Annotated in this window: 11 protein-coding genes; 2 read left to right on the forward strand and 9 right to left on the reverse strand. The window is 49.2% G+C overall.

All coding sequences use genetic code 11. The features are described from left to right. Window positions 1-11 precede the first annotated feature (11 nt). From tssB to tssI, 9 genes are all read right to left on the reverse strand, one after another. Entirely contained in the window at window positions 12-509 is a 498-nt protein-coding gene (gene tssB, locus QZ279_RS10685) for a type VI secretion system contractile sheath small subunit (protein WP_293450670.1), read from the reverse strand. A gap of 20 nt (window positions 510-529) precedes the next feature. Next, window positions 530-1,051 (reverse strand): type VI secretion system tube protein Hcp, encoded by a 522-nt coding sequence (locus tag QZ279_RS10690; protein WP_293450672.1) that lies wholly within the window; start codon window positions 1,049-1,051, stop codon window positions 530-532. Window positions 1,052-1,090: 39 nt separating this feature from the next. Next, window positions 1,091-2,506 carry a type VI secretion system ImpA family N-terminal domain-containing protein gene (locus tag QZ279_RS10695; protein ID WP_293450674.1) on the reverse strand — a complete coding sequence of 472 codons (1,416 nt, stop codon included), beginning with the start codon at window positions 2,504-2,506 and terminating at the stop codon, window positions 1,091-1,093. 30 nt (window positions 2,507-2,536) lie between these two features. Then, the gene (locus QZ279_RS10700) at window positions 2,537-3,565 is read right to left on the reverse strand and encodes an ABC transporter substrate-binding protein (RefSeq protein WP_293450676.1); all 1,029 of its coding nucleotides are present in this window, start codon (window positions 3,563-3,565) and stop codon (window positions 2,537-2,539) included. Continuing rightward, window positions 3,558-5,564, reverse strand: a complete 2,007-nt coding sequence (locus QZ279_RS10705; protein ID WP_293450678.1) for an MFS transporter — start codon at window positions 5,562-5,564, stop codon at window positions 3,558-3,560. The genes QZ279_RS10700 and QZ279_RS10705 overlap by 8 nt, the downstream gene beginning before the upstream one ends. A 77-nt stretch (window positions 5,565-5,641) precedes the next feature. Continuing rightward, complete coding sequence (locus QZ279_RS10710; protein ID WP_293450680.1) at window positions 5,642-6,484, reverse strand: hypothetical protein; 843 nt, start codon at window positions 6,482-6,484, stop codon at window positions 5,642-5,644. 154 nt (window positions 6,485-6,638) lie between these two features. Next, a complete protein-coding gene (locus QZ279_RS10715) occupies window positions 6,639-6,926 on the reverse strand; it encodes a PAAR domain-containing protein (RefSeq protein ID WP_293450682.1) in 288 nt (95 codons plus the stop codon). Window positions 6,927-6,960: 34 nt separating this feature from the next. After that, window positions 6,961-7,530 carry a hypothetical protein gene (locus QZ279_RS10720; RefSeq protein WP_293450684.1) on the reverse strand — a complete coding sequence of 190 codons (570 nt, stop codon included), beginning with the start codon at window positions 7,528-7,530 and terminating at the stop codon, window positions 6,961-6,963. Between the two features lie 8 nt (window positions 7,531-7,538). Beyond that, window positions 7,539-9,443, reverse strand: a complete 1,905-nt coding sequence (gene tssI / locus QZ279_RS10725; protein WP_293450686.1) for a type VI secretion system tip protein TssI/VgrG — start codon at window positions 9,441-9,443, stop codon at window positions 7,539-7,541. Between the two features lie 380 nt (window positions 9,444-9,823). Between tssI and QZ279_RS10730 the strand changes: the two genes are divergently transcribed. Further along, entirely contained in the window at window positions 9,824-10,381 is a 558-nt protein-coding gene (locus QZ279_RS10730; RefSeq protein ID WP_293450688.1) for a YopT-type cysteine protease domain-containing protein, read from the forward strand. Window positions 10,382-10,413: 32 nt separating this feature from the next. Beyond that, window positions 10,414-10,596 (forward strand): YopT-type cysteine protease domain-containing protein, encoded by a 183-nt coding sequence (locus QZ279_RS15760; RefSeq protein ID WP_366513944.1) that lies wholly within the window; start codon window positions 10,414-10,416, stop codon window positions 10,594-10,596. The last annotated feature ends 75 nt before the right edge of the window (window positions 10,597-10,671 follow it).

Genomic DNA, 10,671 nt, shown 5'->3' on the forward strand with positions numbered 1-10,671 from the left:
ATCAGGCCTCCCTATTCTTCGTTACCAGTGCCAAGCTCGTCGCCGAGTGCTTTGACCAAATCACCGTCCTGAAGGATTTCCTTCAGAACCTTTTCCAAGTCACGCGAACGATCTGCTTTGGCGACCAATGTCATAAGCTTTTCACGTGTTTCAGCCAGCTTGCGCAGTGGCTCAACCTTGTCGACAATCGCATCAGGTTCGAAATCTTTCATAGATTTGAAATCGAGATCGACTTCAAACTCGGATCCGTCGTCCTGAACTTTATTCTCGACAGTAAACGTGAGTTGTGGACCAACGCGCGTCATAACGTCGTTAAAGTTGTCTTTATCCACATTGTAGAACGTACGCTCTTCGAGCGGCTCTTTGTCGGTGCGATCACCGGAATAACCACCGATCATTCCAGTGACAAAAGCCAGCTCTTTCTTTTGAACAGAACCACCATCTTCAACATCGTACGTGATGCTGACGCGGTTCTTACTGACGCGTTTTTGTTGCGCATTAAGTGCCATATTAAATCCTCCTGAATTTTTTACTTCTTAGCGTCTTGATTGCCAGAAACCAGCTTGCCCGTTTTCAGGTCAAACTTAACAACATCGCCTTTTTCAACTTTACCAGCTTCATCTTGGAAGTAATGCGTGATGGAAATTGTTGTGTAAGCAATGCTCATTGCGCAGCCGCCAGCATCGGTTGAATAGCTGGAAAGACGTGCTTCTTCCAATGAAACGACACGACGTGGCTGAATGCCGTCGCCAGAACTGTTGGTGCGCGTTTCAACGATTTCGATTGTTTTACCTTTTTCGCCCGGAGCAAAGAAAAGCGTCTCCAAAATGGCAGAAGCTGCATCTGGTTCACGAGAAATGCTAACATCACTTAACGCTGGAATTCCACTCTCTGCATCGCCTGCGGCACCAACCTGAACATAGATCGAACGCGAGTAACCAACATTGAATTGTCCAATTGGGAAAAAGCCCTTTTTACCAGCAATATCAGGTACGCTCGCCATACCTTTGAAGCTGTCAATTCCGTCGATACGCATATATAAGCCAGACATTTTGTGATCCTTTCACTTGGGTTTATTGATCGTTTCTTACTACCATTCAAAGTCTGCGACTGGTAAATTCTCGGGTGGTGTTTCGGTCGTTTCTGGAACTGCTGCCGATTCTACAGTGTCAGACGATTGCACATTCGTCTGTGCATTAGCAACTAATGGCTGAGCAACCGGCGATTGTTGCACCTGAACGTTGTTTTCGACTGGTGTTGCTGGTTTCGGAATCGCGGCGGCGTAATTGGATAGTTCAGGATGCTCGACCCCACCAGCTGCCCCTGCGCCTTTGTGTCCGAAATTGTCCGCGAACCCTTGGCTTTCAAGCCCCGTCATCAATGCCATTTGCGACATTCCAACGCTGCCGTCGCTAAGTATTTCACGGTAAAGCTCTGCGGCGTTCAGATTGCCCCAACGCACAGCGCGGTCCAATAACAAACAAATCGGTGAATGCGGTTCGGATTTGCGGAAATACTTTGCAAGCTTCGCGATCGCGACCAGCGCGTCATGGCGGTTTGATACATTTGCGTTGATGTTGAAACCCGTCCCGCCGCCGCCACTGCCGCCGCTTTGACCAGCACTGGGAGCCGCTTGAACAGCAACAGTTTCGCCGTCACTTTCGCTTTGACCTTGTGGAGCCTCTTCTTCTGCTTCGCCGCTGTCTCCGGGCCATGGAAAACCTAGACCTTCAACCAATGTTAGAATGGCAGCTAGCACATCATTCACCAAACGCGCGCCATATCCGATAAGCGGAGGCACCTGCCCGTGTTTTTGAGCAAAATTTTTGACATTGGTTTCTAGCGCAACAATCGTCAACGCCATCTGTTGCAGGGCTTCAATCTTGATAGTCAGCGCGTCTGACTCAGCCGAAATATGTGCTCCAACTTCAGCAGCTAAATCGCTAATCGTTCCGTCTTTGTTGGCAAGAATAAATTTGCCAAACGTGACTTCACCGATCAGCGGCAAATTGGTGAGGGGTCCGTTAAGCAAACCGGTTCCTTCGACCTCACCAAACAATTGCACGAATGGACGCATCTTAAGCTCTGCAATTTCGCTTGCACGAGCATCATCAGTTTCGCCTTTTAGTTTTTCAACAGGCGGGACCGGTTGCAAAGTATCGATGCTCGACGCAACAAGGCCTTCCATAAGCTGCAAAGCATCACGGCACTGCTCTAATGGCTTAGCTGCATGAATTTGCGACGCGACATACCAAGACAGCACTTCCAAATCTTTGGAAGTTTCGTTCAAACAAGTCTCGCATAGTTCTGCAAGCGCTGCCCAAGCTACTGAATTGTTTGCGGCTTTTTCACGATCCTCTAAGGATTCTGGCGTCTCTGATAGGCTACGCCAATTGGCCTGACCCGAATTGAACGCGGAACGCAACGCGCGGTAGGTGGTTTTTTCACCTTTGAGGAATACGCCAAACGGTGCGTCTTCTGATATATTATCTGCCAAGCTACTCATGTTACGCATCCCCCCTAAATTAACCCAGCTTCATCGTACAATTTCTGCCACTGTTAACAAGGACAAAGGCGGATACAGCGACAATGCTCTGGCCGTCGACATGTTGAGAATGACCGAATACCGGTTTAGCGATTTGATAGGCAGCTCGCCCGGGATTGCGCCATTCAGAACAACTTGTTCGGCTTGAACCGCGGCCAGACGTCCAACGTTGGCGTAGCTTGTGCCAATCGCCATCAAAGCGCCTGCATCCTTCACCATCTGCGTATAAGCGCTGAAAACGGGAAGGCTCAGCGAGTTAGCAGCTTCAACAAAAGCTTCACGGTTTTCAAGGTTAAACGAACTGGAGCCGACATAGATTGCCTCTGCACCGCGTTCTTTTAGATGCGCCAACGCCGAGGGAATTTGATCAACCGAAATTTCGCCAGCATCGTCAAGTTCATAGACGTGCTCGACCAGCTCAAACGACAGTTCATCAGATATCGCGCGCAAACTATTGGTATTTAGCGTCGAATTCAGCTCGCTTGGGTCATTCACAACACCCATTTTCTCTGGGCGAAAATACTCAAACAACAAACGAAGTTGCACATCTTCTGGCACGCGATTGCGCACGCCTGTAATGAAGGGCCGTCCGCTAGCTTTATAGCTATCCACAAGTTTCGAGCCAACTGGATCAGCAACGATCATGAAGATCGCTGGGATATCACCCAGTGCAGAGGCAGTTTGATGATCCTCGATCGTCCCAAGGATACCGCGCGACACGCTTGTACCCCACGTAATGACAAGGTCAGGGTCTTCGGCAATCAATTGCTGTTGAACCTCTGGCAACCTGCTTTTGTCGCGTTCAACATCTGTGACGGTGACATTTACGGGCAATGCGCGGTCTTCAAAATAGCGCACGAAACCACGACACGCTTCTTCACATCCACGCCATACGACCATGTGGATTTGTTGAACGCGCTGGGGTGCTTCGGACGCTCTGCCTTGTGCGGCCCCCTGCTCTGTCGCTGCAAAAAGGTAAAAGAGAACAGCGATCAAAGGGCTAAATGAAACCTTACGCATGAGCGGTCGGTCCTCTTCTGTTGAAGGACAAGATGGCCATGATAATTCCAAGAACGGCGACGGTAATTCCCAAGATCGCAGCAACTTCGCCGAAATCGAGAACCACCAACATCGCAGCAACGACGACTGGTCCGATGACGGATCCGATACGTTCACTGGTGCGCAAAAGGCTAAGCGCGCCTGTCCGCGTTATGTCCGGGCTTTTCTCTGCCGCTTCCATCGCCGCAACAATCAGCGGTGCTTTCAAGAAAGAATGCACGATACCAAGGGCGACAACCACAGTCAGCACCATCGCAACGCTCGCGCTTTGATATAGGCCAAGCAGCACGATGCCAGATGCAATTGTTGCACCGATGACCATCCACAAGTTCTTGCCAAGGCGATCCGCAAAACCGGATGCCAACGGGCTGATTGGAATGATGATCAAGGAATACAACATCATCACGCGGCCAATCTCAGACTGGGTCGCATCCAAGCTGGCCAGATAGATCGGAACGAAGAGATACAGAAATCCTGTCAGAATGACTTTCGCAGGGATCGCGCAAAACAGAACGATCAACACAAATTGCGAGTTGCGCAAAAGCGTAGCGATTGGACTTTTGCTGACGCCCACAGGTTTCTTCTTTTGCTCTGGCTCTGGCAAATCAATGCTCAGCATGCTGTAGCCCAAAATACCAGCCATTACCGCAAATCCAGTCGCGACCAAGAAGACCGGTTTGTAGCCAAGCCAATCAGCTAAAATCGCACCAATTGCAGTTCCGCACATCGTTGCGGTCATCAAAACGCCCACAAAGACAGCCATGCCGCGTGCTCGGTTTTCTGCAACGACGACAGCTGCGATGTAGCTTTGGCAACTGATAGTGATAACCGCGTAACCAACAGCCGTCATAGAGCGGCCAATCAAAATATCATTCCCGCTTTGCGCCATGTAGCAGAATAAATATCCTGCAATGGCTGGCAAGAGACCTGCTAGAAACAAAGGTCTGTTCCCAAACTTATCTACCAGTTTGCCCGCGAATGGCGTGAAGACTGCGATGACAAACATGAAGGCCGAAATCGGCAGACCCATCATGATGTCGCGTGAGAACAAATCACTATCGGAATAGAATTCCGCCACGAACAAAGGCAAAAACGACTTTTGCAGCTCTTCGGCGAAACAGAAAACAAACAACGGTATGCGGGCATCCATGATCGACGCTTGTTGGCGCTTGTCAGTGATGAAAAGACTTGTGCGCTCTGCTAATGTGATAAGCATCGCTTTGCGACCCGCATCTGCAACGCTCACGATTGCGACGTTGACGCGATCTTTTAGGGTGGCGTTGTAGACGTTAAGCGTTTTGACAAAACTCGTCAGACGGCCACGACCTAGCCCGCCCTCATATTGACGCAAATCACCACTTGCGCGTCTGTTCAAAGCGCGCTCCACGACGCGGAAAGGTTCCGCAAGTTGCGAGGCTGATAAAACAACGACAACTTCCAAAGCGACCAGTGAAACGGCGATCAAAATAACCAGCGTGTCGAAGAAAACTGACGTCATTTTGCCGTTCATGTAGGTCTCATCGACGACGGACACAATGCTGGCAACGACCGTATCATTCTCAACGATATCAACTGAAATGACTTCGGACGCATTGCCGCTTCTAAACAGGATCGATCCAATTTCGCTGATCGATGTGATAACGCGGTAGCCTAAACCCTCTTCAGTTTCAGCGTCCTTATCGATCACCACCTCTGCAACGCCCGCTTCTGACATTTCCAATTGCTCAGACACAGAAACAACGCGCATTTCGCTGACTTCAGGATGTTCCTCGACCAGTGTAGTTATGTGCTGCTCTAACCCGCGAATTTCCTCAAAAGGAATGCCAACACTAATCGCGTATTGAACGTCTTGTTGCACTGACTCAGCAACCGCACGTGCTTTGTCCACAAGGTAGGGGCGCAGACCAGCGTTGAAATAGACAACTGTGACAATCAAGCTGATGATGGCCGCAATGATCATCGCTAATGAAGTGCTTAAGAAAAGTCGGCGTGAAAAACCAGAAATCAGCGAAACGCTTGCTGTAGCTTTCTCGTTACTCATGACGGTTCACCCGCCTTGTCCGATTTATGTTCATCCGTGTGTGGTTCCAAATATTGATCCAACTCTGCGGAGGCGATTGAAAACGCGCTTTGACCTGCTTCAATCGTTGAAACAATGTCTTGAGCAGCTTCGGGTAAGTCGCTGATTTTAGTGACTGTCCCAATCAAATCAGGATCAAGCGCGCGATAAGCGTGTCGCACGCCAGAGAATTGGAAGATGATGAACGGCACCAACAAAACGGCAACCAAAGCAAAAATCGCGAGATACGCATTCGTCATATTTTTCAGCGACCGGTTTGCACGGCTTAGATATTGTCGCGTCGGTGTCGTGAGAACGATAGCCCCCATCACAGCATCGCTTGAATCGTATAAAATGCGCCCCGTATAAAGATGCGGTCCGGCATCAAAAAGCGTGACTTTATCGCGCGCGCCAAGAACTCGGCGAAATGCTTGTTCGCGCTCACTGGCCAAACGTTCAACTTGCTTTGGATCGTTGGCGTCGGTGGCAATGGTACCGGAAACAACAATTGGTGCGCCAATCGGAGAAACAACCTCGATCCGCACAATGCTCGCGTCACGGGCGCGTTCACGATCTAGCAAATCTTGCAGACCCGCCATTTCATCCATCGCCAAACCAAGACCTTCAGCGCGCACAATCGCGGATTCAATTGTCGATGCAGTAATCTGTAGTTTCGACGATGTCGCTTCAGCAACAAGCGAGCGCAACTTCAGATTGTTGAGGGAACTTTGCAAAAGCAGCATAGATGCAATGACGGCGAGTATTGAGATGACAATCTTGAAATACACTTCGCGGAAAACGAACCAATTAACGGATACCATAGATCTAGAACGCCTCAAAAATTGATAAAACAATAAGTTAGACTTAAGCGTAACCAGATGATCATTTTTTAGCAAGGCAAATGTCTCGAAATCCCGACATGCTTTTCGCTTGAAATCTGAGTTTCTTCAATGCCACTGCCACTGAAAGCGGCGTTTATCCACCGGCAAGAACGGTTGGACAACCCAGCACTATCGTCCCACCATGCGCGCAACTGTCACCAAGGCGCGCTAGCGGGCGCTTTCCGACCAACACAGTCGCACTGCCTTTGATGATTGTATCGGGGGGGCCAACGCATACGACCATGCTTCCCATTCCGGCCGACGGAAGCATGCCAATCAATACTGTAGGTGTCGCAGGTGAAACGATTGGTCCACCAACATGCGGAACAAGGACCGTGACCATCGGACAGACATGCATATCAGTTATTCGTGATGCGGGCATTCCGGGCATAGTTTCAAACTTTCCGTTTCAATTGTCACTCTATCAACAAAGGCCAGCCGCCTTGTGCGACTTCAAGTCCGTATCGATAAGCGCTGCTGTGAACCGCTGCCATACCGTCTTGTGACTTTCCAACCAACAGCGACACCGCACCCAAAAGGGCCGAAGCATGCAAGCCAGTCGCGGGTAGAACCACAGGTCCATTTTTGGGGCCAATGCTGCCTGATCCATTCCAAGCAATCGCGCAACAGAGCCATCTGAACGGATCTTCGTTCTCTAGGGTCTCGCCTTCATCCATCAGTCGAATGCGCACGCTTTCTTGCGGATCTTTCACCCATTTCTCAGCAAGCGTCAGGATCTCGTCATCCTTCTCACCAAGCGCTCCAAACCTATCACGCATCGTCGCAACAGCCCAACAGACACCTTCACGCGGCGGCATTCCATGTGCGAAATAATTCATCATATCAACCATATGATTGCCCTCAAACAACGCCCGCAATGCGACTTCGGGCGGCGTTTCAGCTTCGACAATCTGCGCCCCCTCCTCGCTTAGTTCAAAACGCTCGAGGATAGGTTCGCTGGTCTCAAAGGGTAGCTTACGTAGCATTCAAAATCCTAGTTGATCATAGTCATCCCGCCCTTCAGCGTTAATACGCCAGAGCCTTTTACAGTCGTGAGCGGCGATTCAAATGTCGCCATTGCTTTGCCTTTCACTGAAATATTGAGGCCTTTTATATCAAGCTTAGTTTTTGCTTCAAATGTGCTCGACATACCCTCTAAAGACAGCGTGCCTTTGCTAGCGACATCCACTTTTGACTTGCCCGCGATCTCGACTTTTGGTGCATCAATCAAGATCCCACTCGTGCTAAGTTCAATCTTAGAAGATCCGACTTTCAGCGTTATCTTTTTTTTGCCAGTCAGCGTTATTTCGTTAGCATCATTGGTATGAGAGTTTTTGACGGTGACTGTCCAATCTTTACCAATATCAAGTTCGCTTGTCTCGCCGATCGTAGTCGTGTCCAACATTTCGATTTCGCGCACGACGTTTTCGGCAACGATCAATTCGAAATTCTTGGCAGCGCGAATTGCAATCAATTCGCTGCCTTCCTTGTCATCAAATTCCAACTCGTTCGGATCACTATGCAATTGCGTGCGAAAACCGGACTTGCTTGTATTCTTTTCGGCAAACGGCGGTTTGTTCGTTTCGGTGTAAACTTGGCCCGTAACAACAGGTGCATCAGGGTCGCCATGCAGAAATGAAACAAGAACTTCATGGCCGACACGCGGTGTGAACTGGCCACCGTATCCTTTGCCTGCAAATGGTTCAGAGACGCGAATGTAGCCACTGTTGCTTGCAGCTTTGTCCCAAAAGAACTCAACCTGAACCCGACCTTGCTCGTCACACGCAATATCGCCCACTTTTGAGCCCCTCGCCCCCACAACAATAGCGTTGTGAACGCCCGCAATTAGCGGCTTGGGTAAGCGCTCGGGCGCAGGAATATGACTGACTGGCACTGCTTGAAACTTGCAAGTCAAATTCGTCTCGTTTAGTGGCGTGTAGGCAATGTTGGAAATAATATAGCGCCCTTCAATATCTTCACTATTGTTGCTCGCAATATCGATCTCTTGACCAAGATGCATCGCGGGATGAGCACATTGTCCAGAAATCGCCAATTCCGGCCGCTGACTGGCCTGAATAAGCGTCACCAGTTCATTTTTCTTAAGATCACCGACCTTAACATGACGATATTCCAAAACGCTGGGCGTTGCGGGCGATTTTGTTTCGCTTGATTTCTTTTCACCAGAGGCAACGGCGCTGGCCTTATCCACGTCATAATGGGTCACCTCGACCTTATCAGGTACAAGCGCACGTTTCAGGTGAAGCTGCGTCGCTTCCATACGAGAGACATCGCTGAACTCCGCGTCAGTCAGTTCAATCGCATCAAAATCATTTGGGAATGGCTTACTAACATCATGAAGCATCAAGGTTTCAGCAGATTTTCCGTCATGATAGTAAAACGTTAGCCCCTCTTCCGCAAGGATGCGGCGGCAGAATGCCAAGTCGTTCTCATTGTATTGAATGACTGTGTCGCGTTTCGCTTTGGGAATAGTTCCAGCGACTGTGACCCTTGCGAGCCCATTGCGAGAAAGAACGTCTTTCAAAATATCAAGTGACGTCGATTTTTGATAGATTGCGCTGTGAACGCTCAAGCCAAGTATTGCCAATGCAGGTTGGATCACAAACCGCAAACTTGCAGAGCCAGACGCATCCAAGGTGCGCTCGACAGACATGATAATCCCTTTGAAAACGCGCGGTTCAGTATCCGAATAAACAGCCTTAACAAAGGTTATTTCGCAGTTTTTACCCACAAAACTATCTAACTTAGACTCTTGATCCAAAGCCGTAACCGCATAGCTCGGAACCTCAGATAGGCTTTCCTCGATCTTGTAGCCTACAACATCCAAGTCGATTTTCTTATCAATCGATAATCTGACAAGTACTTGTTCTGCCTCAGGCATGTCGAATCCCATCACTAGATGCCGCAACTATGCCGCACATACTCAAAAAACCAATACAATACCTGCGTAATCCGATATTTTGGGCACCTCAATGGCAAAAGCAGGAAATTATTCTTACTAAGGGCAAGTGGCCCAACAGTCGCGTGCCAAATTCAAAAAAGTAGAGCGAGAAATGGCACAATAACTATTAACCTTTTATGGTTGGTTCGATCAAGTGTTTTAGCTGCCAGCAACGCTAAGTTAGACGCATGTTATCTTTGCTAAACACCGCGATACTTTCAAAAGTCCTCATGGTCTTCTTGAATTTGCTCGTCCATCTCCCCAAAACTCAATCGATCGACCTGTAAAATTGATCAGGACAAATATCCTTGGAGGCGTCAATGTCATTGCTCAGCAAGCTGCTCTACCCATTCGTTAGGAACGTACAGAATTCTGCCACAAATTTCGGCGGCCGTTGTGCGTGGCAGTTCTCTCAGATGCGCGATCCTGTTGCGAGCATAATCGCGACCAACCCAGGGGCAGCTGATGGAATATGTGAAATGTTGTCAGCAAAGTGGCTCGAAGGTCATGCCAATGACAATCATATCGCAAATTGGATCATGTCTGGTGATAGTATTGACGCGAGCAAGGTTCGCTACCTTATGCAATTGTTCCTTATCGGAACGACTATGAACCGCTCGGCCATCATTAGGCATGCGGTGCCAGGTGGGAAAGTCGATCAGGATGAGGCGAGCCGACTTTGGCTTGATGCTAAGGGCATCATCCGGCGTAACGGCGTTATTCCAAAGAACTTTAAGGATGGCAGCAAGCAGTCCGTCAAGCTCGGGACGGTGAAAGGTAATACCGGTCGCGCGGGTGGGAACCGTGGCGTTCCCGCGGGCAATCTCGCGAATCGATTGCTCGGGATTTATACAACGGCAACGGCCATTACGTCATGATTGGGATTTATGGTCCGGGCGGTGGGCGTGCTATGGCAGCTTGGATCGCAAATGATGTGGCCTTTTTCGACCCCAATTTTGGCGAATTCTATTTCGTGGACAAAGCCAACTTTCTTCAATGGTTACCGACTTACTTCAAAAAAAGCCTGTATAGCCTACCCAAGGTCGGGTTGTGCGAAAGATATGAGACTTTCGTTTATGCTAAACGGGTCTGACACCTGCCTCAGACCCCGATTTTCAAAAGAAATTTGCTAAAAAAAATTGCGCGCCCACGCCTAATCCGCTATCGT

The organism is Planktotalea sp. (assembly GCF_018607965.1).
Taxonomy (GTDB): Bacteria; Pseudomonadota; Alphaproteobacteria; order Rhodobacterales; family Rhodobacteraceae; genus Planktotalea.

Coding starts and splice junctions, on each gene's coding strand:
- tssB (WP_293450670.1), bottom strand. CDS start 509: ATGGCACTTAATGCGCAACAAAAACGCGTCAGTAAGAACCGCGTCAGC.
- QZ279_RS10690 (WP_293450672.1), bottom strand. CDS start 1,051: ATGTCTGGCTTATATATGCGTATCGACGGAATTGACAGCTTCAAAGGT.
- QZ279_RS10695 (WP_293450674.1), bottom strand. CDS start 2,506: ATGAGTAGCTTGGCAGATAATATATCAGAAGACGCACCGTTTGGCGTA.
- QZ279_RS10700 (WP_293450676.1), bottom strand. CDS start 3,565: ATGCGTAAGGTTTCATTTAGCCCTTTGATCGCTGTTCTCTTTTACCTT.
- QZ279_RS10705 (WP_293450678.1), bottom strand. CDS start 5,564: ATGATCATTGCGGCCATCATCAGCTTGATTGTCACAGTTGTCTATTTC.
- QZ279_RS10710 (WP_293450680.1), bottom strand. CDS start 6,484: ATGGTATCCGTTAATTGGTTCGTTTTCCGCGAAGTGTATTTCAAGATT.
- QZ279_RS10715 (WP_293450682.1), bottom strand. CDS start 6,926: ATGCCCGCATCACGAATAACTGATATGCATGTCTGTCCGATGGTCACG.
- QZ279_RS10720 (WP_293450684.1), bottom strand. CDS start 7,530: ATGCTACGTAAGCTACCCTTTGAGACCAGCGAACCTATCCTCGAGCGT.
- tssI (WP_293450686.1), bottom strand. CDS start 9,443: ATGCCTGAGGCAGAACAAGTACTTGTCAGATTATCGATTGATAAGAAA.
- QZ279_RS10730 (WP_293450688.1), top strand. CDS start 9,824: ATGTCATTGCTCAGCAAGCTGCTCTACCCATTCGTTAGGAACGTACAG.
- QZ279_RS15760 (WP_366513944.1), top strand. CDS start 10,414: ATGGCAGCTTGGATCGCAAATGATGTGGCCTTTTTCGACCCCAATTTT.